Annotated in this window: 23 protein-coding genes; 10 read left to right on the plus strand and 13 right to left on the minus strand. The window is 72.8% G+C overall.

The window, feature by feature from the left end; translation table 11 throughout:
* Together ACFYPM_RS06310 and ACFYPM_RS06315 are read right to left on the minus strand one after the other, a co-directional pair.
* Positions 1 to 1,239, minus strand: coding sequence for an APC family permease (locus ACFYPM_RS06310; protein ID WP_387191845.1), 1,239 nt, complete (start codon positions 1,237 to 1,239; stop codon positions 1 to 3).
* 10 nt (positions 1,240 to 1,249) lie between these two features.
* The gene (locus ACFYPM_RS06315) at positions 1,250 to 1,996 is read right to left on the minus strand and encodes a phosphatase PAP2 family protein (protein ID WP_387191847.1); all 747 of its coding nucleotides are present in this window, start codon (positions 1,994 to 1,996) and stop codon (positions 1,250 to 1,252) included.
* Positions 1,997 to 2,043: 47 nt separating this feature from the next.
* Here ACFYPM_RS06315 and ACFYPM_RS06320 point away from each other — a divergent pair, with 47 nt between their 5' ends.
* Positions 2,044 to 3,309 (plus strand): DUF4032 domain-containing protein, encoded by a 1,266-nt coding sequence (locus ACFYPM_RS06320; RefSeq protein ID WP_387191849.1) that lies wholly within the window; start codon positions 2,044 to 2,046, stop codon positions 3,307 to 3,309.
* A gap of 38 nt (positions 3,310 to 3,347) precedes the next feature.
* Here ACFYPM_RS06320 and nagA read toward each other — a convergent pair whose 3' ends face one another.
* The 3 genes from nagA to ACFYPM_RS06335 are packed head-to-tail and all read right to left on the minus strand — an operon-like array spanning position 3,348 to position 6,363.
* Positions 3,348 to 4,457, minus strand: a complete 1,110-nt coding sequence (gene nagA / locus ACFYPM_RS06325) for an N-acetylglucosamine-6-phosphate deacetylase (RefSeq protein WP_387191851.1) — start codon at positions 4,455 to 4,457, stop codon at positions 3,348 to 3,350.
* The gene (locus ACFYPM_RS06330; protein ID WP_387191853.1) at positions 4,454 to 5,437 is read right to left on the minus strand and encodes an ROK family protein; all 984 of its coding nucleotides are present in this window, start codon (positions 5,435 to 5,437) and stop codon (positions 4,454 to 4,456) included. The genes nagA and ACFYPM_RS06330 overlap by 4 nt, the downstream gene beginning before the upstream one ends.
* Positions 5,434 to 6,363 (minus strand): SIS domain-containing protein, encoded by a 930-nt coding sequence (locus ACFYPM_RS06335; protein ID WP_387191855.1) that lies wholly within the window; start codon positions 6,361 to 6,363, stop codon positions 5,434 to 5,436. The genes ACFYPM_RS06330 and ACFYPM_RS06335 overlap by 4 nt, the downstream gene beginning before the upstream one ends.
* A 190-nt stretch (positions 6,364 to 6,553) precedes the next feature.
* Between ACFYPM_RS06335 and ACFYPM_RS06340 the strand changes: the two genes are divergently transcribed.
* The 9 genes from ACFYPM_RS06340 (at position 6,554) to ACFYPM_RS06380 (ending at position 13,351) form a co-directional block, all read left to right on the plus strand.
* Positions 6,554 to 7,339, plus strand: a complete 786-nt coding sequence (locus tag ACFYPM_RS06340; protein ID WP_357252614.1) for a DeoR/GlpR family DNA-binding transcription regulator — start codon at positions 6,554 to 6,556, stop codon at positions 7,337 to 7,339.
* A 120-nt stretch (positions 7,340 to 7,459) separates the two neighbouring features.
* Positions 7,460 to 8,470: an ATP-binding cassette domain-containing protein gene (locus tag ACFYPM_RS06345; RefSeq protein ID WP_387191858.1), complete on the plus strand. Its 1,011-nt coding sequence runs from the start codon at positions 7,460 to 7,462 to the stop codon at positions 8,468 to 8,470.
* Positions 8,467 to 9,483: an ABC transporter permease subunit gene (locus ACFYPM_RS06350; protein ID WP_387191860.1), complete on the plus strand. Its 1,017-nt coding sequence runs from the start codon at positions 8,467 to 8,469 to the stop codon at positions 9,481 to 9,483. Before ACFYPM_RS06345 ends, ACFYPM_RS06350 begins: the two co-directional genes overlap by 4 nt.
* Before the next feature lie 112 nt (positions 9,484 to 9,595).
* A complete protein-coding gene (locus tag ACFYPM_RS06355) occupies positions 9,596 to 10,003 on the plus strand; it encodes a DUF3263 domain-containing protein (RefSeq protein WP_387191862.1) in 408 nt (135 codons plus the stop codon).
* 183 nt (positions 10,004 to 10,186) lie between these two features.
* Positions 10,187 to 10,822, plus strand: coding sequence for a hypothetical protein (locus ACFYPM_RS06360; RefSeq protein WP_387191864.1), 636 nt, complete (start codon positions 10,187 to 10,189; stop codon positions 10,820 to 10,822).
* On the plus strand, positions 10,819 to 11,214 hold the full coding sequence (locus ACFYPM_RS06365; protein ID WP_088950443.1) for a phage holin family protein: 396 nt from the start codon (positions 10,819 to 10,821) through the stop codon (positions 11,212 to 11,214). The genes ACFYPM_RS06360 and ACFYPM_RS06365 overlap by 4 nt, the downstream gene beginning before the upstream one ends.
* Before the next feature lie 22 nt (positions 11,215 to 11,236).
* Positions 11,237 to 11,836: a DUF3618 domain-containing protein gene (locus ACFYPM_RS06370; RefSeq protein ID WP_387191866.1), complete on the plus strand. Its 600-nt coding sequence runs from the start codon at positions 11,237 to 11,239 to the stop codon at positions 11,834 to 11,836.
* Positions 11,805 to 12,701 (plus strand): hypothetical protein, encoded by an 897-nt coding sequence (locus ACFYPM_RS06375; protein ID WP_387191868.1) that lies wholly within the window; start codon positions 11,805 to 11,807, stop codon positions 12,699 to 12,701. The genes ACFYPM_RS06370 and ACFYPM_RS06375 overlap by 32 nt, the downstream gene beginning before the upstream one ends.
* A 140-nt stretch (positions 12,702 to 12,841) precedes the next feature.
* Positions 12,842 to 13,351, plus strand: coding sequence for a GNAT family N-acetyltransferase (locus ACFYPM_RS06380; RefSeq protein ID WP_387191870.1), 510 nt, complete (start codon positions 12,842 to 12,844; stop codon positions 13,349 to 13,351).
* Positions 13,352 to 13,403: 52 nt separating this feature from the next.
* Here ACFYPM_RS06380 and ACFYPM_RS06385 read toward each other — a convergent pair whose 3' ends face one another.
* The 8 genes from ACFYPM_RS06385 to ACFYPM_RS06420 all read right to left on the minus strand — a co-directional run bounded on the left by ACFYPM_RS06385 (position 13,404) and on the right by ACFYPM_RS06420 (position 22,616).
* A complete protein-coding gene (locus tag ACFYPM_RS06385; protein WP_387191872.1) occupies positions 13,404 to 14,336 on the minus strand; it encodes an SMP-30/gluconolactonase/LRE family protein in 933 nt (310 codons plus the stop codon).
* Between the two features lie 92 nt (positions 14,337 to 14,428).
* Positions 14,429 to 16,654: an AAA family ATPase gene (locus tag ACFYPM_RS06390; protein WP_387191874.1), complete on the minus strand. Its 2,226-nt coding sequence runs from the start codon at positions 16,652 to 16,654 to the stop codon at positions 14,429 to 14,431.
* 36 nt (positions 16,655 to 16,690) lie between these two features.
* A complete protein-coding gene (locus ACFYPM_RS06395; RefSeq protein WP_387191876.1) occupies positions 16,691 to 17,206 on the minus strand; it encodes a hypothetical protein in 516 nt (171 codons plus the stop codon).
* A 37-nt stretch (positions 17,207 to 17,243) separates the two neighbouring features.
* The gene (locus tag ACFYPM_RS06400; protein ID WP_387191878.1) at positions 17,244 to 17,990 is read right to left on the minus strand and encodes an ATP/GTP-binding protein; all 747 of its coding nucleotides are present in this window, start codon (positions 17,988 to 17,990) and stop codon (positions 17,244 to 17,246) included.
* Entirely contained in the window at positions 17,968 to 18,456 is a 489-nt protein-coding gene (locus ACFYPM_RS06405) for a DUF742 domain-containing protein (protein ID WP_387191880.1), read from the minus strand. Before ACFYPM_RS06405 ends, ACFYPM_RS06400 begins: the two co-directional genes overlap by 23 nt.
* On the minus strand, positions 18,453 to 18,926 hold the full coding sequence (locus ACFYPM_RS06410; RefSeq protein ID WP_355027544.1) for a roadblock/LC7 domain-containing protein: 474 nt from the start codon (positions 18,924 to 18,926) through the stop codon (positions 18,453 to 18,455). Before ACFYPM_RS06410 ends, ACFYPM_RS06405 begins: the two co-directional genes overlap by 4 nt.
* Positions 18,923 to 21,451: a nitrate- and nitrite sensing domain-containing protein gene (locus ACFYPM_RS06415; protein ID WP_387191882.1), complete on the minus strand. Its 2,529-nt coding sequence runs from the start codon at positions 21,449 to 21,451 to the stop codon at positions 18,923 to 18,925. Before ACFYPM_RS06415 ends, ACFYPM_RS06410 begins: the two co-directional genes overlap by 4 nt.
* The gene (locus ACFYPM_RS06420) at positions 21,438 to 22,616 is read right to left on the minus strand and encodes a hypothetical protein (protein ID WP_387191884.1); all 1,179 of its coding nucleotides are present in this window, start codon (positions 22,614 to 22,616) and stop codon (positions 21,438 to 21,440) included. Before ACFYPM_RS06420 ends, ACFYPM_RS06415 begins: the two co-directional genes overlap by 14 nt.
* Positions 22,617 to 22,693: the final 77 nt, after the last annotated feature.

Genomic DNA, 22,693 nt, shown 5'->3' on the forward strand with positions numbered 1-22,693 from the left:
TCACCGGCGGGCGGGGCGCAGCGCGTACCAGGCGGCACCGGCGGCGAGCACACCGAAGCCGGCGAGGACGCTGCCGGTCGGCAGGTTGACCGCGAGCAGCAGACACCCGACCAGCCCCAGGCCGGCGAGCACCCGCACCGGCGACCGCCGACCGGGCTCCCGCCCCAACGTCAGCGCCGCCGAGTTGGTGATCGCGTAGTAGACGAGCACCGTGCAACTGGAGAAGCCGATGGCGCCGCGGACGTCGCCGAGCAGCACCACCACGATCACCACGGCGGCGACCGCCAGCTCGGCCCGGTGCGGCACCCGGTGCACCTGGTGCACGGCGGCAAGCGCGCCGGGCAGGTCCCGGCGGCGAGCCATCGCCAGGGTGGTCCGGCCGACCCCGGCGACCAGGGACAGCAGGACCCCGACGACCGCGATGGTGGCTCCGGCGCGGACCACCCAGGCCAGGCCGGGCAGCCCGGCGGCGGTCACCACGTCGACAAGGGGCGCGGCGGAGTCGGCCAGCCGGTCGGCGCCGAGGACCCCGAGCGTGATCACGGCCAGCACCAGGTAGATCGCGAGCACCACCCCGAGCGCCAGCGGCACCGCGCGGGGAATCGTCCGCCGCGGGTCGCGGACCTCCTCGCCGAGCGTGGCGATCCGGGCGTACCCGGCGAACGCGAAGAACAGCAGCCCGGCGGCGGTGAGCACGCCCCGGGCGGAGCCGCCGGGCTCGCCGAGTCGCTCCAGGCGCACCGGCCCGCCCACCAGGCCGACGACCGCGACCAGGGCCAGCACGGCGAGCACCAGCGCGACAAGTGCCCTGGTCACGGTGGTCGTCTTGCCGATGCCGCGCAGGTTCACCGCGGTCACCGCGAGCACCGCGCCGACCGCGACCAGCCGGGCCTGCCCCGGCCACAGGTAGGCCCCGATGGTCAACGCCATCGCCGCGCAGCTCGCCGTCTTGCCGACGACGAAGCCCCAGCCGGCCAGGAACCCGGCGAACGGTCCGAGGCGCTCTCGGCCGTAGACGTAGGTGCCGCCGGACTCCGGGTAACGGGCCGCGAGCCGCGCCGAGCTGGTCGCGTTGCAGAAGGCGATGAACCCGGCCAGCACCAGCGCGGGCAGCAACCCGGAGCCACCGGCCGCCGCCGCGGCCGGGCCGAACACCACGAAGACGCCCGCACCGAGCATCGAGCCCAGACCGATGACAACCGCATCGGGTACGCCGAGCCGCCGCGCCAGTCGATCCACAGACTGGAACCTAGGGGTACGAGGTGAACGGCCGGTCCCAGGCGCGTAGCCGGCCGGGGAGCGGGAGGTCGTCCCACGGCACCCGGTGCAGCACGCGGTCCAGGAACAGACCGATCAGCAGGGCTGCCACGCCGTCGGTGAGCCAGTGGAAGTTCAGGTAGGTCGTGGTGACCAGCAGGATGGCCGGCGGGGCGAACCGGATCAGCCGGTGCACCCTCGGGTGCAGTCGCCCAGCCGTCAGCGCGGTCAGCAGGACGGCTATCACTCCGTACCAGAGGATCGCATTGACGACGTGCCCGGACGGGTAGGACAGGTCGTACTCGGTGGGCGGCAGGTCGTTGAAGATCCGAACCGCCTCGGTCGGCGGCAGATCGGAGCTGGGCGCGGCCCGGTCGGTCAGGACCTTGAGCGGCCCGACCGTCAGGTAGAGCAGCACGAAGGCCCCCGCCACCAGCAGCAGCGGCCGTACGGTGCGGCCCCGCCAGGCGACCGCCACGGCGAGCGCCCCGGCGAGGGGCGTCAACAGCCAGCCTCCCTGGCCGATGAGGTTGAACGCCCGTGCCGTCCAGTAGATCGGTGCCGGGTGGTGGGCATACGCCCACTCCCGGACGGCCAGGTCCAGCCCGAGCAACGCACCTGTGGCGAGGGCGATGGTCACCGCACCGAATCCGACCAGCAGCAGGGCGTCGAACCACCAGCCGGCCGGGCGGACGGGCCGTAGCCGCAGGTCACGTCGTACCGCCGTGGGTTTGAGCACGCGACCACGCTACCGGCCCGGCGCGAGGCCGGGGTGTCCGGCGCTGTGTGCCCAACCACGATGTGAGGCGATGCGGGGGGCGAGGCGTCATGCTTGTGCCCGTGCGGATCACGTCTGCCCTCGTGGACCCGGCGCTGCTCGACCTGCCCTGGTCGACACCGCTGGAGGAGTGGCCTGCCCAACACCTGGTGGCCCTGCCGCAGGGCATCTCCCGACACATCGTCCGGTTCGTCCGGCTCGGCGACTACGTCTACGCGTTCAAGGAGACCCGCGAGCGGATCGCCGAGCGGGAGTACGACCTGCTCCGGGCCCTGGAACGGATCGACTTCCCGTCGGTCGAGGCGGTGGCGGTCGTCGCCGACCGGCAGGCGGAGGACGGCGAACCCCTCGAATCGGTGCTGATCACCCGGCACCTGCAGTTCTCCCTGCCGTACCGGGCGCTGTTCTCGCACACCCTGCGGCCGGAGACGATGAGCCGGCTGCTCGACGCGCTGGCCGCGCTGATCGTGCGGATGCACCTCACCGGCTTCTTCTGGGGTGACTGCTCGCTGTCCAACACACTGTTCCGCCGGGACGCCGGCGCGTTCGCCGCCTACCTGGTGGACGCGGAGACGGGCGCGTTGCACAACTCGCTCTCCAACGGTCAGCGCGGTGAGGACCTGGAGATCGCCCGGGTGAACATCTTCGGCGAGGCGTTGGACCTGCAGGCCGCCGGCCTGCTGCACGAGTCCATCGACCCCGAGGTGGTCTGCGAGGAGGTCGTGCAGCGCTACGAGCGGCTCTGGCACGAGATCACCTACGAGCAGGCGGTCGAGCGGGAGGCCCGGCACGACATCGAGGGTCGGATCCGCCGCCTCAACGAGTTGGGCTTCGACGTGGCCGAGGTGGCCATGTCCTCGATCGACGACGGGCGTTACCTGGTCCGGCCGAAGGTCGTCGACGCCGGCTACCACACCCGGCGGCTGCTGCGGCTCACCGGTCTCGACGCCGAGGAGAACCAGGCGCGCAAGCTGCTCAACGACCTGGACGCCTATCGGGCGGAGAGCGACCTGACCGACGAGCAGCAGGCCGCGCACCGCTGGCTCACCGAGGTCTTCGAGCCGGTGGTCCGGGCCGTTCCCGCGCACCTGCGCCACAAGCTGGAGCCGCAGGAGTTGTTCGCGCAGATCATCGAGCACAAGTGGCTGCTGTCCGAGCAGGCCGGCCGGGATGTCGGGATGCGTCACGCGGTCCAGTCCTACCTGGCCGACGTGCTGGTGCACCGCCCCGACGAGCAGGCCGTGCTCGGCGTCGACGTCCCCGCCCTGAGCTGACCCGCCCTCCCCCTGGCCGGGACGCCGGCCCGGACGCTTCACTCCACCCAGGTGCCGCCGCGCAGGACCCGGACCACGTTGAGGTCGGCGTCCAGCACCACCAGGTCGGCGCGGAGGCCAACCTGGATGGAGCCCACCCGGTTGCCCAGGCCGATGGCGCGTGCCGGGGTGGTGGCCACCATCCGCGTCGCGTCGGCGATCGGGATTCCGGCATTCACCGCGTGCCGCAGCGCGGCGTCCATGGTCAGCGTGCTGCCGGCGATGGCACCGTCGCGGGCGAGTCGGGCCACCCCGTCGGTCACGGTGACGGCCTGGCCGCCCAACTCGTACTCGCCGTCGGGCATCCCGGCGGCGGCCATCGCGTCGGTGATCAGTGCCGCACGGTCCGGACCCGCGGTCGCGGCGACGAAGGTCAGCATGCCGTCGTGCAGGTGCACCCCGTCGGCGACCATCTCGCAGATGACGGTGGGCGCGTCGAGCAGGGCCACCGCCGGCCCCGGCTCGCGGTGGTGCACCGGGCGCATCCCGTTGAACAGATGGGTGCCGACACTCGCGCCGGCGGCGACCGCGGCGCGGGTCTGCTCGTACGTCGCGTCGGTGTGCCCTACCGCCGCCACCACCTTCTGTGCGGTGAGCAGCTTGATTGCCTCCAGCGCGCCGTCGCGTTCCGGGGCGAGGGTGACCATCCGGACAGCGCCCCGGCCCAGCTCGATCAGCTCGGTCAACTCGTCGGTCGACGGGTCGCGGAGGTACTCCGGGTTCTGCGCCCCACAACGGGCCGCGGAGAGGTAGGGGCCTTCGAAGTGGACTCCGGCCAGCACACCCTCGTCGACCAGCGGGGCGAACGCCTCGGTGGCCGTGCGCATCAGCGGGAAGGGCGCGCTGACCAGGCTGGCCAACAGGGTGGTCGTGCCGTGTGCGAGGTGGAACCCGGCCGCCGCTCGGGCCTCGTCGGCGTCCCCGGTGGTGAAGGTGTGCCCACCGCCGCCGTGGGTGTGCATGTCGACGAAGCCGGGCAGGATCCAGTTGCCGTCACGGACCGACGGATATTCGGCGACCGCGGTGATCCGATCGCCGTCCCATTCGACGCAGCCCTGTCGGATGACACCGGTCGGGGTCACCACTCGGCCGTCCACCCGCACGGTCATCGCTCCTCCTGATTGTCACGGACGCGTACCGCGTCCTGGTCACGGACGCGTACCGCGTCCAGGGCGAGCAGGGCGGCGCCGAGGCAGCCGGCCTCGTCGCCGAGGGCTGCCGCGACCAGCCGCGGCTCCCGGTGGAAGGTCATCCGCTCGTGCAGTGCCACCCGAAGTGGGACAAGCAGTCGGTCTCCGGCCTGGGCCAGGCCGCCGCCGAGCACGATCGTCGCCACGTCGAACAGCGCCTGCCCGGTGGCGAGACCGTCGGCGAGCGCCTCGACCGCCTCCTGCCAGACCTGGCCGGCGAGCTGTTCCCCGGCTGCGGCCCGTTCGGCGACATCGGCCGCCGTCCCGGGCGCACCGCCCAGTTCGGCGTAGCGGCGGCCGATGGCGGCGGCCGAGGCGATCGTTTCCAGGCAGCCGGGCCGACCGCAGCCGCAGCGCGGGCCGTCGGGCCGGACCAGGATGTGGCCGATCTCCCCGGCCGCGCCGTGCGCGCCGACGGACGCCGAGCCGTCGACCACGTGGGCGGCGGCGATGCCGGTGCCGATCGCCACGAACAGCACGTGCCCGGTGCCGCGCCCGGCACCGAGCCGTGCTTCGGCGAGGCCACCGACGCGCACGTCGTGGCCGAGTGCCGTGGGCAGACCGAGCCGGGTCACCGCCAGCTCCCGCAGGGGTACGTCCCGGAAGCCCACGTTGGCCGACCAGACCGCCACGCCGCGCGCCTCGTCCACCACCCCGGGTACGGCGATGCCGACCGCGATCGGCGTGAGCCCGTCGGCGCGGGCCTTGTCGGCCAGCCCGGCAGCCACGTCCAGGATCGTGTCGACCACGGCCGCCGGGCCGCGCGCGGCCTGGGTGGGGTGCCGCTCGGTGCGTACCGCGACGCCGTCCGGTCGGACCAGGGCGCACTTCATGCCGGTGCCGCCCACATCCAGCGCGACGACGACCTGGCCGGTGGCCCCGGCGTCGCCGCTGGTCACGCCAGCACCACCGACCGGGACAGGTGTCGGGGCGCGTCCGGGTCGAGCCCTCGGCTGGTCGCCAGCGCGACCGCGAAGCGTTGCGCCAGGATCAGGTCGGCCATCGGGTCGACCGGGGTACGACCGGCGGACCAACTGCCCAGCACCGTGCGCCAACCGTGCGTACGGCTGTGCACGAAGGCCGCCCCGGTGGCGGCCACGTCCTCGGGTAGTCCGTCGGGTAGCTCGCCGAACGCCCAGACCAGTCTGCCGGGCGCGCCGACCGAGATGGGGCCGTGCCGGTAGTCCATCGCCGGGTACGCCTCGGCCCAGAAGGTGGCCGCCTCACGGCACTTCAGTGCTGCCTCCTGGGCCAGCCCGATCGTCCACCCCCGACCGAGGAAGGTGACCTGCCCGATGGTGGCCGGGTCGATCGGCAGTGGGGATCGCACCGCCACTTCGGCGTCGGCGGCGAGCGCGGTCACCGGGTCGCCGAGGTGAGCCCGGAGCAGGGCGAGTGCGGTGGTCGCGAAGCGGGTCTGCACCACCGACCGCTCGTCGGCGAAGGGCATGGTCACCGCGGCGGTGGCCAGCTCGACCGCCGGTGACGCCGGGTCGCCGACGATGACCGTGGTCGGGGTCTGCCCGCGCAGCGCGGCGAGAAGCTCCAGCACCTCCGTGGTGGTGCCGGAGCGGGTGATCGCGATCAACCGGTCGTAGCGGCGCCCGGCGGGGAACTCGGACGCCTGGAACGCGTCGGTCTCGCCCTGGCCGGCCTGCTCGCGGCGGCCCGCGTACGCCATCGCCATGAACCACGACGTGCCGCAACCGACGACGGCCACCCGCTCACCGGGGCGGGGCAGGTCACCGTGGACGACGCCGGCCAGTGCGGCCGCCTCCCGCCAGCAGTCGGGCTGGCTCGCGATCTCCGCGTCCACGTACGCCATGGGTACTCCTCGCCGGTGCGCAATACGGCTCGTTAGGCACGCATTTCGCGCGTCATTCTGCGCGAACGGCGGTGGTCGTGGCAACTGACCGACCGATCGCGCAGATCAGCCTTTTGCGTCAGCCTAGTTTCGCGCACTAGTGTGCACGCAATCAATCACCGTCCGTGCTGTCACTGGGAGGACCCCCGCGGTGGACCGGTACGCCAGATGGAACGCCCTGCTCGAGATGCTGACCGACAACGGCCGGGTCAGCGTCGAGGCGGCAGCCGAGCGGCTGGACGTCTCCCAGGCCACCATCCGGCGTGACTTCGACCAGCTCGCCCAGCAGCAGATGATCACCAGGACCCGGGGCGGCGCGGTAGCCAACGGCGTGTCGTACGACCTGCCGCTGCGCTACAAGACGGCCAAGCACTCGGCGGAGAAGCAGCGGATCGGCGCTGCCGCCGCCGCGCTCGTCACGCCGGGCACCGTGGTCGGTCTGAACGGCGGCACCACCAGCACCGAGGTGGCGAGGGCGCTCGCCGTGCGTCCGGACCTGAACACCAGCGCCGAGGGCGCCCAGCTCACCGTGGTGACCAACGCGCTGAACATCGCCAACGAGCTGCTGGTCCGGTCGCGGATGAAGGTCGTGGTGGCCGGCGGGGTGGTGCGCCCGAAGTCGTTCGAGCTCGTCGGCCCGCTGGGCGGGGCGCTGCTGCGTGAGGTCACTCTGGACGTCGCCCTGCTCGGTGTGGACGCCATCGACCCGCAGCTCGGTGCGGCCGCCCACCACGAGGGGGAGGCCGCGATGAACAACCTGATGGTGGCCCGGGCCAAACGCGTGGTGATCATCGCGGACTCGTCCAAGCTGGGCGGTCACGCCTTCGCCCGGATCTGTCCGGTCGAGCGGGTCGAGACGCTGGTGACCGACTCCGGTGCCGCCCCGGAGGTGGTGGAGGCGTTCCGCGCCGTCGGCGTACAGGTCATCTGCGCCTGAGTGGTCACGCTCCGTCGATGACATAACCCGTTCGGCGCGTCGATGCATACCCCGTATTGCACGCGTCTGCATACCGCGTATGGTGTCGGCTGTCACGCCCACCCATCGGGGAGGTGCAGCTTGCCGGCTGTCCTGGAGATCGAAGGTCTACGTAAGACGTACAAGAGTCGTCGACGCGGTTCCCGCAACGCGCTCGACGGCTTCGACATGCGGGTCGACGCAGGGCAGGTGCACGGCTTCCTGGGCCCCAACGGGTCCGGCAAGACGACCACGCTGCGTACCCTGCTCGGCCTGATCCGACCCGACGGCGGCCGGATGTCGCTGCTCGGGCACGAGGTCCCCGACGCGCTGCCCACGGTCGTCCGCCAGGTCGGCGCGATCGTGGAGAGCCCGCAGTTCTTCCCGCACTTCACGGCACGGGACACGCTGTCCCTGCTGGCCGGGGCGGGCGAGGTGCCGGCCGTCCGGGTCGACGAGGTGCTGGAACTCGTCGGGCTGCGCGACCGGGCCGACGAGCGGGTCAAGACGTACTCGTTGGGCATGAAGCAGCGGCTCGCTGTGGCCTCGGCCCTGTTGAAGAACCCGACGCTGCTCATCCTCGACGAGCCGGCCAACGGCCTCGACCCGGGCGGCATTCGCGAAATGCGCACGCTGATGCGCGGTCTCGCCGAATCCGGGATGACAGTGCTGCTGTCCAGTCACATCCTCGGTGAGATCCAGTTGATCTGCGACTCGGTCACCATCATCTCGCTGGGCCGGCGGGTCGCGTTCGGCCCGGTCGACGAGGTCCTCGCGCAGCACTCGTCCGGTGCGGTCCGGGTCCGGCTGGAAGCGGTGAGCGACCTGCCGGCGGCCACCGAGGCGCTCACCGCGGCCGGCATCGGGGTCACCGGTCAGCACGACCACCTGATGTTGACAGGCGTCGACAAGCCGGCCTCGGTGACCCGCCTGCTCGCCGAGCGCAACCTCTACGTCAGCGAGTTGGCGCCGATCGCGGTCGATCTGGAGAGCGTCTTCCTCGAACTGACGTCCACCGCACCGGTCCCCGGTCAGCACCGGCAGGTCGACGAGTCCATGAAGGTCGGCGGCGCGGGTCAGCCCGGCGCCGCCGGGGGAGGGTGGGGCGCGTGAGCCTCTTTCGTACGGAGCTGCGTCGACTCGCCAAGCGGCGCTTCACCAGGTACATGACGTTGCTCGGCCTGCTGGTGCTGGCCGCGGTGGTCGTCGGGGTGTTCCTCACCAACCAGAAGATCGACGCTGGTCAGCTCGCCAAGGCCGAGCGGCAGGCCGAGCAGCAGTACCAGGACCAGGTGCGCTGGAGCGAGCAGGCGCGGGTCGACTGCGAGCGGGCCAAGGCGGCCGGTACGTCGAACGACGACCGCTACCCCGACGACTGCTCGCAGATCTCGCCGCCGCCCCGCGAGGAGATCCAGGCGCAGTGGTTCCTGCCCTCGACGTTCGACTTCCGGAAGACGTTCGACGAGACCCTGATCCCGTTCGCGGCGATCCTCGCCCTGGTCGGATTCGTGGTCGGCGCGTCCTTCGTCGGTGCCGAGTGGAGCAACGGCGGCATGATGAACCTGCTGCTCTGGCGTCCGAAGCGACTCACCGTGCTGCTCACCAAGCTGGCCGCGCTGCTCACCGGCATGCTGGCGGTGGCGCTGCCCGCCGCGGTGCTCTGGTTTGCCGGGTTCTGGGGGGTCGCCACGTTCCGCGGCAGCACCGAGAAGATGACCTCCGGTGCCTGGCAGTCGTTCGTGCTGACCGGAGTGCGGGGTGTGGTCCTGGTGTTGGTGGTCACCACCATCGGCTTCGCCCTGGCGTCGCTGGGTCGGCACACCGCGATGGCCCTGGGTGGCGTGGTGGCCGTGATGGTGGTCGGCCAGTTCGGTCTGGGCATCCTGCTGGGGTTGGCGAACGTGCGCTGGCCCGAGGCGTACCTGCTGCCCACGTACCTGCTGGCCTGGATGCTCAAGACGGTCAAACTGCAGGACTGGGACTCCTGCGAGGCGACCTTCAACGGGTCGTGTGAACCGGCGAGCATGGACATCACCTGGCAGCAGTCCTCGGTGCTGCTCTCGGTCGCGGTGGTGGTGATCCTCGGAGCGGCGCTCTGGACGATGCGTCGCCGCGACATCTCCTGACCGGATCGTTCTGACGCGGCGCGGTCGGCCCGGCCGTCGGGGTTCCCGGCGGCGCGGGGCTGGCCGCGCCGGCTGGTGCGACCCAGGTCGTCACCGCACTAGGCTGAGGGCCATGTCCGCCGACGCCACCCCGGCCGCCCCCGAGCCGTCCACTGACGCTCGTCGGGGTGACGTCGTGGGTGCTGTCGCGCCTGCGGTGCCGACTCCGCGGCCGGTGCCGCCCATCGAGAGCACCGACGATCCCGAGCCGGACGACGGGGTCGCCGTCGCGCCCAGCGCGCCGACAGCAGTCGGGCTGACCGAGCGGGAACAGGCCATCCTCGCCTTCGAGCAGCAGTGGTGGCGGCACGCCGGCGCCAAGGAGCAGGCCGTCCGGGACACCTTCGGGCTCTCCTCGACCCGCTACTACCAGTTGCTCAACGGGCTGCTCGACAACCCGGCCGCGTTGGCCGCGGATCCCGTGCTGATCGCCCGGCTCCGCCGGTTGCGCTCGTCGCGCGCCCGCAATCGCCGCCGCTGACCCGCGCGATTGTGCACTTTGTGCTGACGCTTCGCGTCCTCTGCACCCTTTGTCAGGGCAGGAACCGCAAGATCGGCATTCCGCCACCGCAGCCCGCGCGCCGGTATGCCCGCTGGTCAGGTGGGTAGGCGGGTGGTGTTCCGAGGTCGCCACGCGACCAGGTACCCAGGAGGGGAGCGGAGCATGACGGCAACGAACCAGGGCGGGCGCGGGCAGCAGGCCCGACAGGAAGCCTCCCGGGTCGGCCAGCAGGCCACCCAGGCCGGCGGTCAGGTCGCCCAGGCCGCCGCCGAGCAGGGCGGGCAGGTGGCCGCAGAGGCGCGCAGACAGGCTCGGCAGTTGACCGGCGAGGCCGGTGGGCAGCTTCGTGACCAGGCGCAGACCCAGCAGCGGCGGGCTGCCGAGGGACTTCGCGACCTGGGTCAGAACCTCGGTTCGATGGCCGAGCGGGACGGCGACTCCGGGCTGGCCGGTCAGGTGGTACGCAAGGCGGCCGACGCCGCCCAGCAAGCCGCCGGGTGGCTCGACGAACGCGAGCCTGGTGAGGTGCTTGACGAGGTACGCACGTACGCGCGCCGCCACCCCGGGACGTTCCTCGCGGGCGCGGCGGTGGCCGGGCTGCTGGTCGGGCGGCTCAGCCGAGGCCTGAAGGCGCCGGCGTCCGGCGACGGTGGAGGTGGGAGCGCACCCGGCGGGCCGTCCCAGCCGCAGGGCACGCCAGCGGAGCCTGGTCAGCCGTACGTGGGTACGGCACGGGCGCAGAACGTCTCGCCCGCCAGTGAACCAGTGCGGGACCTGCCCGGTGGGGTGGCCCCGTGAGCGCCCCGGAGAAGGAACGGACCCAGGCCTCGGTCGGCGAGCTGCTGGGCGACGTGACCCGGGACATGTCCACCCTGGTGCGCAAGGAGGTCGAGCTGGCCAAGGCCGAGCTCCGCGAGGAGGTCAGCCAGGCCGGCAAGGCTGGCGGCATGTTCGGCGGGGCCGGGCTGGCCGGGTTCCTGGCGGTGCTCTTCGTGTCGTACGCCCTCTGGTGGGGGCTGTCGAACACGATGGACCAGGGGTGGGCGGCGTTGATCGTGGCCGTGCTCTGGGCCGCCGTGGCCGGTGGTCTCTTCATCAACGCCCGGACCCAGCTGAAGCGGGCACGCGCGGTGCTGCCCCGGACAAAGCAGACGGCCCGGGAGTTGCCGGACGCCCTGCGGGGTCGGTGACGGAATCGGGAGGGAATAGATCATGTCCAGTGATCCGGATCAGATCCGGCGGGAGATCGAGACCACCCGCACCGAGTTGAGCAATGACGTCGACGCGCTGACCGACAAGGTCAGCCCGCGTCGGATCGCGGGTGACCGTGCCGGGCAGGCCCGGGACGCGTTCACCCGAGCGAAGGAGAAGATGATGGGCAGCTCGAGTCACCTGGGGCAGGAGACCGGCCAGCGGATGTCGCAGGCGGCTGGCTCGGTCCGCGACGAGACCCGTTCGCTCGGGCAGCAGTCCCGCGAGCAGGCGCAGGGCAACCCCTTGGCCGCTGGCCTGGTCGCCTTCGGTGTCGGTCTGCTGGCTGCCTCGCTGATGCCGCCGAGCGGACGCGAGCGTCAACTCGCCGGACGAGCCCGCGACATGGTGAGTGAGCACTCCGGTCAGCTGCGTGAGCAGGCGAGCCAGGTGGGCCAGCAGATGCAGGACAACATGCGTGAGCCCGTGCAGCAGGCGGCACAGTCGGTGCGGTCCAGCGCCCAGCAAGGGATGTCCGCGGTTGGCGACCAGGGCCGTTCGGCCGTCGGTCAGGTGCAGGGGGAGACGCATGCGGCCGTCGACGACCTTCGACAGCGCTGACCCGACCGGTGCGCCGGGGCCGGTGCCGGTGATGCGGGTACGCTCCGCGTCCGCACCGGCCCCGGGCCGGCCGGTCAACGAGGATCTGGTCTTCCAGATCGGTCCGCTGGTCGGCGTCCTGGACGGCGCGACCGTGCCGGAGGGCTTCGACACCGGCTGCGTGCACGGGCCGGAGTGGTACGTCCGGCACCTGGCCGCCCGCCTCGGCGTCGCCGAAGCGGCACGCCCGGCGGCACGGCTGACCAGCAACCTGGCGGCGGCCATCCTCGCCGTGCGTGCCGACCACGGTGGGCAGTGCGACCTCGACCATCCCGGCACCCCGTCCAGCACCGTGTGCCTGCTGCGGGACTGCGGCGACCAGGTGGACTACCTGGTGCTCTGCGACAGCCCTCTGGTCCTCGACGCCGGCGGTCAGGTCAGCGTGGTCACCGACAACCGGCTTGCCGCGGCGATGGCCGAGCTGCGGGAGACGGTGGCCGTCCTGCCCGGCGGCGCGGCGGATCCGGTCACCCGGTTCCGGCACGCCGTGAGCGTGCAGCGGGAGCGGATGAACCGTACCCATGGCTACTGGGTGGCGGCCGCCGACCCGGACGCGGCCTTCCACGCGGTGACCGGGTCGATGCCTCGGCGAGGTCCGACGGCGATCCGCCGGGCGGCCCTGCTCAGTGACGGCGCATCCAGTGCGGTGGAGCAGTTCGAACTCACCGACTGGGCCGGACTGCTGGATCTGTTGGGCGCCGACGGGCCGGGCGCGTTGCTCGACCGGGTCCGGGCGGCCGAGCGCGACCACCCGGACCGGTTGCGCCGGCACAAGCCCACCGATGACGCGTCGGTGGTGTTCTGCGAGTTCGCGCCGACGGTTTGAGCCCGCTACACCCGGTCGGGTGACAACAGAGAGTGATGTGGAACACCCCGCCCGCCCGACCGGCCGGTACCGCTGTCCGGACCGCCAGTGGATGGCCAATGGGGTGGACTTCGGCCGATGAGCGCGGCAGACTGCGGCACGTGGCGGGTGCGGTCCGGCTGGAGCCGGTGAACGAACAGAACCTGGAGCCGTTGCTCTCCGTAGCGGCTGCCGAGGCAGAGCCCAGCGATGTGATGCCTCCGGTCGAGGCCCCCGCCGGCTGGTCGCTCGCCCGTCGCGAGGCGTTCCGGGAGTTCCATCGGGCCAGCTTCGGCGGGCTGGACGGCCCCACCCGCTCGCAGATGTACGCGATCCTCGTCGGCGGCGAGGTGCTGGGTATGGTTCGGATGACTCGCTGTGACGAGCCCGGCACGGTGGAGGCCGGCATGTGGCTCGGTCGCTCGGCGCGCGGGCAGGGGATCGGCGCGGCCGCCCTGCGGGAGTTGCTGAACGCCGCCGCTCGGGCGGGCATGCGGGTGGTGGTCGCCGAGACGACCCCGGACAACTTCGGTGCGGTCGCCGTGCTGCACCGGTCCGGCGCCAAGCTGTACGAGGAAGACGGCAAGGTGCGTGCCGAGATCTGCCTGGACTCGACCCCGCCGGCCCTCTGAGCCCGCCCCGGCCGGTCGGCGGCGGCCGCAGGGCCACCGCCGACCGCCTGGATCAGGCCGGCACCCGGACGATGTCGTAGTCGGTGGTCGGCGTCGACTCCACGTCGAACCGCCCGTTCACCACGTACAGCGCCGAGCCGAGCAGGTCACCGGTGGCCGGTGAACGTAGCTGCGGACTCGTGATCTCCCGCTGCACGGTCCCGGCGGTGTAGCCGGCGTTCAGCCGGACCACCGCGATGACGTTGCTCAGGTTCCGGATCACGTAGAGGGTGCGTCCGCGCAGCACCAGCCCGTCGGCCCGGTCCACCGAGTAGCCGCCGAGGTTGAAGACGCGACTGCCGCCGGTGCGTGGGTCGACGCGGACGAGTTGGCCGGTCAGCATCTGCGCGACAAGCAGGTCACCGCCTGGAAGCGCCACGATCCCGTTGTTGAACGCGTCGGGTGTCGCGCCCGGACCGGTGAGCGGCAGCACCCGGACGGCGGCGGGGGCGGGCAGGCGGCCACCCGGACCCAACGGCACCACGTACAGCACCGGTCGGGTGGAGTCGGTGAAGTAGACCGCCCGGTCGGTGATCACCAGGTCGTTGACCAGGGTGTTGGGGTCGGTGGTGAATGGGTAGTGGGCCAGCCTGGCGCCGCTGCCCGGGTCGTACACGCTGGCGCCACCGCCGGTGAAGTCGGCGGTCCAGAGCCGGCCCCGCGAGTCGATCTTGATCCCTGCCTTGGCGGCGCCGGGTGTGCCCGGGATCAGCCCCGAGCCGCGTCCGGTGCGGAGGTCACCCCGCCACACCGCGCCGTCCAGCACGGACCCGACGTACACCGTCGTGCCCCGACCGATGGTCAACCCTTCCGGGGTGAAGCCGTCGGGCAGGGCGATCCGGGCCGGGAACGGCTTCGTCGGGTGGGCGGTAGCCGGCGCACCGACCGTGGCCAGGGTGGCCGCCGCGACCAGGGGAACGAGGAGAAGGGACAGCAGCTTGCGCAAGGAACACCGCCTGACGTCCAGGTGGAGAACTCCACAGAGGAATGTGATGCTCTAACAACACTTCGGAGGCACCAAAAGGTTGGCCGCGGTGCTCAGTTCCGTCGGGTGCCGTACGCGGCCAGCGCGGCGACCTGGGCCGGATCCAGCGAGGGGCGCACCCGTCCCCGTGCCGCCGAGACGTGCCCGGCGGTGACCGTGGCGGCGGTGAGAGACTCCCGCATCGCGGCCAGCGCCGCCTCCCGGACCAGCGCCGCGCAGTCCGCCGCGGAGAAGCCGGTCAGCTCGTCGCCGAGGGCGGCGAGGTCGACGTCCGGCGCCAGCGGCACCTGCCGGGACGCGGCTCGCAGGATCTCCGCGCGGGCCGGCCCGTCCGGCGGTGGCACGTAGACCAGCCGCTCCAACCGGCCCGGCCGCAGCAACGCCGGGTCGATCAGCTCGGGCCGGTTGGTCGCGCCGACCACCACCACGTTGCGCAGCGTCTCCACCCCGTCCAGTTCGGTGAGCAGCGCGGCGACCACCCGGTCCGTGGTGCCCCCGTCGGTGGCCTGGCCGCGTACCGGCGCCAGGGCGTCCACCTCGTCGAGGAAGATCAGGGTGGGGGCCGCCTCCCGAGCCCGGCGGAACAGCTCGCGGACCGCGCGCTCGCTCTCGCCGACCCACTTGGAGAGCAGTTCCGCGCCCTTCACCGACAACACATTGGCCCGCCCCGAACCGGCGAGCGCGGTGACCAGGTAGGTCTTACCGCAGCCCGGTGGCCCGTAGAGCAGCACACCGCGGGGCGGCTGCACCCCGAGCCGGGCGAAGGTGTCCGGGTAGGTCAACGGCCACAGCACCGACTCGGTGAGCGTCTGCTTGACGTCGTCCAGGCCACCCACGTCGTCGAGGGTCACCGAGGCCAGCTCCAGGGTCGAGGCCGCCATCGTGGTCGGCCGGACCACCTCCCGGGCGGCCGTGAAGTCCGCCATCGACACCGTCGGCGTCTCGGCGGACTTCTGCCGCAGCGCCGCGCGTACCCCGGCCTCCCGGACCAGCGCGGCCAGGTCCGCCGCGACGAACCCGGGGGTACCCGCGGCCACCTCGTCCAGCCGGACGTCGTCGGCCAACGGCACCTGCCGGGTCAGCACGGTGAGCTGTTCGCGGCGCAACGACTGGTCGGGAAGCGGAATGCTGATCCGCAGCGACAGCAGGTCGGGTGCGCGCAGCGCGGGGTCGACCGCCTCCGGTCGGCCGGTGGCGCAGACGACCGCGACGCCGGCCCGCACGCACTCCGCGAGCACCTGGCGGAACACCGTCGCCACCGGGCCGGGCTCGTCCGCCGGTGCGAGCGCCTCGACATCGCTGACCAGCAGCACCGCCGGCCCGCCGGCTCGGGCCGCCGTCGCCGCGGCCCGCAACCGGTCGGCGGCGGCCTGGTTCGTCGACGCGGCCACCTCGGGTGCCCACAACGGGTGGACGCGGGCACCCACCCGGGCGGCGACGGCCCGGACCAGCGCCGACTTCCCGGAGCCGGCCGGACCGACGAGCAGCACCCCCAGCGAGATGGTGGTGCCCAGCCGGCCCAACACCTCCCGGTGGTGGAAGCCGAGGTCGAGCAGCTCGGTCAGCTCCTCGGCCTGGGTACGCAGCCCGGGAAGCTCGTCCACGTCAGGTGTGTCGTCCGGCTGGTCCACCTCCGGTGCCGCGTCGGTCGTGCGGAGCGGCCGCGCCCACCCGGCGTCGACCGGGGCGGGTCCGCCGTGGGTGGCGGGGCCGTGCTCCCAGCCGATCATCGTGTCCATGGTGACCAGCGCGCCGGCGGCCGGCTCGACCGTACGCACGGTGAGCAGGGTGCTGGTCCAGGCGAAACCGACAGTGTTGGCGAGGCTGCGCCGAGCCGCCTCGACCAGGCTGCGCACCGAGGCGTCCGGCAGCACGTCCTGTGGCAGCAGCGACACGTCGTCGCCGCCGGTGAGCACCTTGCCCAACAGGGCCAGCCGGAGCATCTCCGGGCTGACCGCCGCGACCACCTCCACCGGCCCGGCCAGGACGACCCGGGCCGCCGGCACCAGCGGCGCCGGGCTGACCCGCACCTGGGCGCCGTCGCGCACACCCAGGTTGCCCAGGGTCAGGTCGTCGGCGTACAGCAGGGAGCTGCTCGCGCCCGGCGCGGCGGTCGCCACGATTCCCGCCGTCTCGCGGCGGCCGGCAAGCCGGACCGGGTCGCCGGGCCGCAGCCCCAGCGCGGTCAGTGCCTCCGGATGCAGCCGCACGATGCCCCGCCGGGCGTCCAGCGCGGCCGGCCGTAGGCTCGCCGTCAGGGTCAGGTCGGGTTGCGCCACCGCCCGACCGTAGCCGCCGCAGGCCAGCCCCGCCGGTCAGCGCCGCGGATCCAACTCGTCCAACAACGACGGATCCCGTCGGATCAGCTCGGCCAACCGGGCCGCCGGGTCCGGGGTCAGCCCGTCCGGGCCGGGCGCCCACTCGGGGACCGTCCGGCCGGACAGCGGCCACGCCGGCGGGGGTTCCACCGGCGTCGTCGGCGGCACCGGCCCGACCGTGACGTCCGGCCCGTCCCAGGAGACCCGCATGGGGTACGTCCGACCCTCGTGCTGCACCTGCACCGTCACCACCAGCCCGGGATGGCCGCCGACGACCTGACGGACCGCCTCGGCCACCTCCTCGACCGGACCCCACCCGGGGACCTCGCCCGGGGAGTCCGCCCCCGCGTGCCGGGGGTCGTGCCGTCCCGGCCCGGCGCCGCGGACGTCGTCCGTGCCCGGCACCGGAAGGTCCGGCGGCGGCATGCTGTCGTCACGGTCGTTGGTCCGCCGGCGCCGCGCCTCCTCGCGCCGGGCCAGTCGGGCCAGCGTCTCGTCCAGGTCGCCCCTCACCAGATCACCTCTTCCCGCACGGCCGGAGCCGGTCGGCTCAGGCTTGCCTGTCCCGGGTGGCACGTTCCAGCGCACGGTCCAGGACGACAAGCAGGGCGTCCCGCACCGAGAGCCGGTCCCGGGCGTCGAACTGCACAACGGGCACGTGGTCACCGATGGCCAGTGCCCAGCGGATCTCGCCGAGTTCCAGGGCCAGCCGCCCGTCGAAGGCGTTGACCCCGACCACGAACGGCAGCCCGGCCCGTTCGAAGAAGTCGATCGCGGGGAAGCAGTCGTCCAGCCGGGCGCTGTCCACCACGACCAGCGCGCCGAGCGCCCCGCGGGCGAGGTCGTCCCACATGAAGCCGAACCGGGCCTGCCCCGGCGTGCCGAACAGGTAGAGCTTCAGACTCCGGTCGATGGTCACGCAGCCGAAGTCCATCGCCACCGTCGTGGTGGTCTTGGTGGAACGGATACCCGGATCGTCCACGCCGATCCCGGCGGTCGTCATCTCGGCCTCGGTGGTCAGGGGAGCGATCTCGGAGATCGCACCCACGGTGGTGGTCTTGCCCACCCCGAACCCACCGGCCACCAGGATTTTGACCGGGATCGGCGGTGCCGCCGGCTTACCGACCGGCGGCGAGGGCCTCCCCGCGCCGGACGGAGGCTGGTACGGCGGCGGCGGTGGGCCGGCGCGTCCGACTGCCGGCCCGGCGCCCGGCACGGCGTAACGGGCGGCGGCGCTGTTTCCGGCGGCCCCGCCGAGCGGGGCGACCGGCCATTCAGGAGATCGCACGAAGTCCATCAATCACTCGCAGGATGAGGTCGGGGTCGGCGGCATCGTTGGTGTCGCTGACGTGCACGTCCAGGTGCCCGGCCGCCCGTAGGTCGCCGACCAGGACCCGCGTCACGCCCAGGTGCAACCGGGCGCGGGCCGAGATCTCGGCAACCGAGATCGGTGCGGCGCAGAGCGCGATGATCGCCTGGGATTCCGGTGCCAGCAGGGCATCGGATCCGCCGGTCGGCCAGCCGCCGTCCATCCGGGCGGTCACCTGCGTCTCCAGCCCGATCGCCGGGTCGGCACCCGCCACCCGTCCGGAGGTGAGCACGAACGGACGGGGGCCGGCCGGTCGACCGTCGTCCGGCTCTGGCTCGGGCAACGCCGGCGCCATCACCTCGCCCGCGTCGGTCGGGCGAGGCGTGTGCAGGTACGGGCGGATCCGGGTCCTCGGTTCCGGGTCCGGATCCTCGCCGGCGACGTCGGGGGTCACTGCTGAACGGCGTTCTTCAACTCGACGATCAGCCGCGGGGTCAGGGCACCACCGGCCCGCCCGGCGAAGAGCGTCATCTCGTACGCGACGGTGCCCAGGTTGGCTGACCGGTCGGCGACCACCCCGAGCACCGAACCGCTGCTGATCGCGCTGATCAGCAGGTAGCCGTCGGCCATGTCGACGATCACCCGGTTCAGGCCACCGAGGGCGTACCAGCTGGCCGCCCCACCGGCGAGACTCGTCATCCCGGAGACCACCGCGGCCAACCGCTCCGCGTTGGACCGGTCCTTGATCGCCGACATGGCCATCAGGAGGCCGTCCGAGGAGACCGCGATCGCCTCCAGGACCCCGGCCGTGCCGGAGGTGAAGGAGTCCAGCAACCAGTTGAACGTGCGGGCCTCCGGGCTGAGGTCCCCGCTCGCGCCGGACTGGCTCTGGTCGACGTTGTCGTGCAGGAAGGGACTGGTCACCGTGATGATCCTTCTTCGTTCCGGCGGTCAGGGCCGACTTCGCGGAGCGCGCGGGCGACGCCCTCCTCGAACTCGCTGATCTGCTTGCGGACCTCGGCCGGGTCACCGAGGTGCGTACTGGGTGGCTGACAGGCCGGGACGACCGTGAGGTTCGCCCCCGGAACCCGTCGGCTCAGTCGGGGCCGACCCGGGGTGGTGTCGGACGGATCGGCGCCACCGGCCACCGTAGGGCCGAGGCCGCCCGGTGTGCTCGGCAGGTCGACGGTGTTCAGTTCGGCCCGGCGTACCCCGGCCTGGAACGCCTCGACCAGGGCTCGCGCGGCGGCGGGGTCCGCACTGGTGGCGTCCACCGGCCGGGTTGGTGGGGCGGCGGCGTGCAGGCTGGCCCCGGGCACCCGCTGCCGAACCCGGGGATTGCTCGGTGCGCCCGACGGTTCCGGCTCCGGGTCGGCGGGTGCGGCCTGCTGCGGCGGCTGCCCGGGGCCGAACGCGTTCCAGGACGGGCTGGCCTCCAGGCTGCGGGTGGCCCGGCTGAGCAGGTCCGAGTCGAAGCGGGTTGGCTCGGCGACCGCCGTCGTGCTGGATCGTGTGGCGCGTCCGGACGCAGCCGCCGTACGCCGGTCCCGCTCCGGCACCGAGGCCCGGGCGACGGTGCTCCCGGCCGGGTCGGCACGGCGCAGCACAAGTGACGTCGACGGGATCTCCAGGTATGCCGTCACTCCACCGCCGGGGGTGGCGGCCAGGCCCACCTCCCAGCCGTGGCGGCGGGCCAACCGGCCCACCACGAAGAGGCCGAGCACCTCGGTCGGTGCCAGGTCGAGTCGTTCCCGGCGGGTGAGCCGGGCGTTCTCCTCGGCCAGCCGTTGCTCACCCATGCCGATGCCGTGGTCCACGACGGTGACCCGCGCGCCGAGGCCGGACGTGTCGGCGGTCACCAGCACCCGGGTGTGCGGCGGGGAGAAGGCGGTGGCGTTCTCCATCAACTCCGCCAGCGCCAGGATGAGGTCGCCGACCACCGCCGGGGCGGCTGAGATGCCCGCCGGCACCCGCACCTCCACCCGGGTGTAGTCCTCGATCTCGCCGAGCGCCAGCCGGACCACGTCGGCCAGCGGCACCGGCGCGGTGTGGGCGTCGGCGCCGGCCGAACCGGAGAGCACCACCAGGCTGCCGGCGTTGCGTCGCAACCGGCTGGAGATGTGGTCGAGCCGGTACAGGTGCTCCAACCGGCCGGGGTCGGCCTCCTGCTTCTCCAACCGGTCGATCAGCGCGATCTGCCGGCCCACCAGGTTCTGGGTACGCCGCCCGACGTGGCCGAACATCTGCGCCACGTTGCGCCGGCCGGCGACCTGCCGCTCGACCAGCCGCGCGGCGGTGCTCTGCACCCGGTCGAAGGCACGCGCCAGGTCGCCGATCTCGTCGTTGGCCCGGATGTCCACCGGTTCCAACCGGATCGGCTGGGGGCTCTCCCCCTCGTCGTCGGTGACCCGGACCAGCTCCGCCTCGGCGACCCGGGCGACCCGGTCGGCCGAGCGGGTGAGTCGGGTCAGCGGTCGGGCCACCGTCCGCGCGACCGCCGCGCTGAGCAGCACCACCAACGCCAGGATCAGCGCCGCGGTGGCCCCGACCAGGTACGCGGCCGTCAGCGCGCGCCGCTGCTCGGCGGTCACCTCGGTGAGTACGTCGGCGACCAGCTTCTTCTCCACGAACTGACCGAGCCGGATCATGGTGCGGACGGCCGGGAAGAGCGCCTCCATCGGCACGTCACGGACCGCGCTGGCCGGGTCGCGGGCGCTGGTGGCCAGGAAGTCCGAGCTGGTTCGCGCGGCCACGGCCGCGTCGTTGAGCTGGGCCACCTTGAGCTGCTCGGGTGTGATCAGGCTGCGGAAGCGCTGGTTGTCGACCAGGAGCGCGGCGATGCACGCCACGTACCCGTTGATGGTGTCCGAGGTGCCGATCGCCTTGACCAGCAGGCTCAGGGTGGCGCAGGCGCCCAGCCCCTCGTCGGCGCGGAGCAGCCCGTCGAGGGCGAGCACCTGACGGCCCGGCAACGTGTCGGTGTCCACCCCGAACACCAGACGCAACGAGTCGATCAAACCCTTGTTGACCGGGCCGAACGCATCCATCACCTGGCCCGGGTTCGCGACCCGGGCCAGCACGGACGTGCGCAGCTCGATGAGACTGGACACCCCGTCCAGGGCGTGGTCGACCCGGTCGGTGAGCGCGCCGCTGCGCCCGGCCCGCAGGTCGGCCACCCGGTCGTCCACGTCGGCGGACTTGCGGACCACCTCGCCGCGCTCGACCCGGCCGAGCAGGAAACCGACCGAGAGGATGCGTTCCTGCTGGAGGTCCTGGACGAGGCTGCCGACCCGGCTGGCGAGCCGTACCCGCTCGGCGGTGTCGCTGGCCCGCTGGGCCGCGCCCACCCGGTCGAGCATCACGGGCACGGCCAGGCCGACCATGCTGAGCAGCGGGATCACCACGAGCAGCGCGAGCTTGCCGCGGATCCGGAGCCTACCGAGCAGCATCGAAGGCCCCCCACCGCGCGGGCTCCGCGTCGCGCGCCACGTCGGCCGGTTGCGACCCGCGCGGGTCGTTGGGCACCGGTTGCCACGAGTCTGCCGGCGCAGGGGTGTCGGCACTCTCCGTGCGGGTCACCGCCAGGGCCGCCCGACGCCGCGCCCGGCCACCGGCGGCGACCTGCAGCGCGGCGAGCCAGCTCAGCAACAGCACCGCGAGTACGCCCGCTGTGCCGATCAGCCAGCGGCTCCGGTCGAAACTGTCGATGCGTTCGACCAGCAGGGCGTCCAGTTCGGCGAGGATGACCGGCTGAAGTTGGCGGGCCGCCCGGTGCGTGTTGAGTCCGGCGGCGCTCAGATGACCGGGGTCCACCACGCTCGTGCCGTTGGCGGGAGCGGAGTACGCGGCCAGCGCCTCCACCGAGCGTTGGTAGGTGTCCAGTGGGGTGAGGACGTTGGCACCGAGATCGGTGCTCTCCGAGCCGTCCACGGCGGAGCGCAGGTTGTCGACGAGGTCACCGGCGGGTGCCAGGGCGGCCACCCGCAGACCGGTCAGCTCCATCATGCCGCGTGGTTGCTCGGCGGCCGGTCGGCGGGAGACCAGCATGCCCAGGTCGGCGAGCCGGCCGGCAGCCACCACCGCCTCGGGCAGTTCCTGACCGGCGCTGTCCTGGAGAAAGAAGGAGTCAGCGACGGGATCACGGACCAGCCCGGAACTCTCCCGGACCTTGCGGTGCAGTGCCAGCAGCAGGTCCGAGACCTCGCTGTACGCCGTGTAGGCGGCCTCCGGGTCGGCGGGGCCGCGGCCGCGCAGTGCTTCCACCTTGGCGCGTACCCCGGCCCAGCGTTCCTGGCTGAGCAGTTCGGCGCCGATGCGGGCGTCCACCGCGGCGGCCTCCTCGACCGCCCGGTTCAGCGCGTCGCCGGACACGGGTCGATTGCTGACCGCGGCGGACTGGGCCTCCACGAGGGCGTCGGTGACCGAGCCCAGCGCGGTGACGTACTGCACGCCGAGTCGCTCCCGGACGGCGAGGTCCCGGTCGTCGGTGGTCTGCTGCCAGGCGGACGTGACGAGCAGACCCACCGGTGCCAGGAGTACCCCGACGAGCAGCAGCGGCAGCAGTCGGCCCAGGGTGGACGGACGTCGACGGGCCCGCGGCGCGGGGACTGTCATGGTTGTGTCTCCTCCGGCATGGGGCGCGGATCGGCGCGGTGTCGGGTGACCCCGACAAGTCCCGTGCACCGGACCGG

Origin of the sequence: Micromonospora sp. NPDC005203 (genome assembly GCF_042872705.1) — a bacterium.
GTDB lineage: Bacteria > Actinomycetota > Actinomycetes > Mycobacteriales > Micromonosporaceae > Micromonospora.

Excerpts from the sequence above, each read along its gene's own strand:
- nagA (WP_387191851.1), bottom strand. The coding sequence starts at position 4,457 with ATGACCGTGCGGGTGGACGGCCGAGTGGTGACCCCGACCGGTGTCATC.
- ACFYPM_RS06335 (WP_387191855.1), bottom strand. The coding sequence starts at position 6,363 with ATGGCGTACGTGGACGCGGAGATCGCGAGCCAGCCCGACTGCTGGCGG.
- ACFYPM_RS06355 (WP_387191862.1), top strand. The coding sequence starts at position 9,596 with ATGTCCGCCGACGCCACCCCGGCCGCCCCCGAGCCGTCCACTGACGCT.
- ACFYPM_RS06360 (WP_387191864.1), top strand. The coding sequence starts at position 10,187 with ATGACGGCAACGAACCAGGGCGGGCGCGGGCAGCAGGCCCGACAGGAA.
- ACFYPM_RS06370 (WP_387191866.1), top strand. The coding sequence starts at position 11,237 with ATGTCCAGTGATCCGGATCAGATCCGGCGGGAGATCGAGACCACCCGC.
- ACFYPM_RS06375 (WP_387191868.1), top strand. The coding sequence starts at position 11,805 with ATGCGGCCGTCGACGACCTTCGACAGCGCTGACCCGACCGGTGCGCCG.
- ACFYPM_RS06400 (WP_387191878.1), bottom strand. The coding sequence starts at position 17,990 with ATGGACTTCGTGCGATCTCCTGAATGGCCGGTCGCCCCGCTCGGCGGG.
- ACFYPM_RS06415 (WP_387191882.1), bottom strand. The coding sequence starts at position 21,451 with ATGCTGCTCGGTAGGCTCCGGATCCGCGGCAAGCTCGCGCTGCTCGTG.
- ACFYPM_RS06420 (WP_387191884.1), bottom strand. The coding sequence starts at position 22,616 with ATGACAGTCCCCGCGCCGCGGGCCCGTCGACGTCCGTCCACCCTGGGC.